Source organism: Aminobacter sp. P4_D5 (assembly GCF_056401815.1).
Genome location: NZ_JBFUIP010000553.1, coordinates 1 through 821 on the forward strand (window position 1 = coordinate 1; position 821 = coordinate 821).

1 protein-coding gene is annotated in these 821 nt (G+C 60.3%); it reads right to left on the minus strand.

Annotation, left to right across the window (positions count from 1 at the left end):
* Positions 1–33 precede the first annotated feature (33 nt).
* A partial coding sequence (locus AC1DWF_RS33445) for a tetratricopeptide repeat protein (protein WP_476842798.1) occupies positions 34–821 on the minus strand: 788 nt, incomplete at its 5' end.

Genomic DNA, 821 nt, shown 5'->3' on the forward strand with positions numbered 1-821 from the left:
GGCAAGCACGCCTGTGACCTCGACTCCTTTCTGCTAATCGGGAAATCCGGCCGCGCGAAACGCCGTGACCAGCCGATCGGCAAACTCCGCCGGGAAGGCCTCGCGGAGCCCGGCTTCATTTATTCGATGAAGGCCGGGCGACAATTTCCGCATCAAGTCCGCTTCGACGCGAGCTTCCTCCTCACGCCCTAGGGCGCCGAGCACGGAGGCGCGCCATTTCCTGCTTGAAGGATAGAGGGGAGCATCGCGAACAACTTGGTCGAGCAAGTCGAGGGCGGATACGAGTTGACCCGAGCCGAAGCGAGCAATCGCCAGGTAGACCTGCCAGACCACTTTCCACGGATCTCGCGGGGTAAGCTGCAACGCGTATTGCAGGAGCACCTCAGCACGCCCCAAATCGAGCACCATGGCAAAGACGGAACCCGCCCGACCAACGACCAAGCTGGAATAGGGAAGAAGCGAGAGTGCGGCCTCAGCCAGGACCAGCGCCCGGGCATGATCGTAAACGCCTGTACTTAAGGCGTGCGCCGCGAGGGCCAGCACAATGCCGTCTTCAGGTGCTCCGGCGACTGCGTCGTTCGCCAGTTGGCGTATCGCCGTCGGATCTGTGCTCCACCCCTGTGATCTGCGCTGCGTCCAAGCTTGCGCTAGCATGACACGCGCTAGAGGGAAATCGGGTGCTGAGGCAACCGCCGCTTCCAGCAATCGTAGCGTCTCGTCGCTATCTGATTCAGTTTTCCCGTAGTAGTATGGAAGAGCTCGCAAGTATAAATCGTATGCGTCTAGACTGGTTCTAGCCTTCGCCTTCACACGTCCAATCT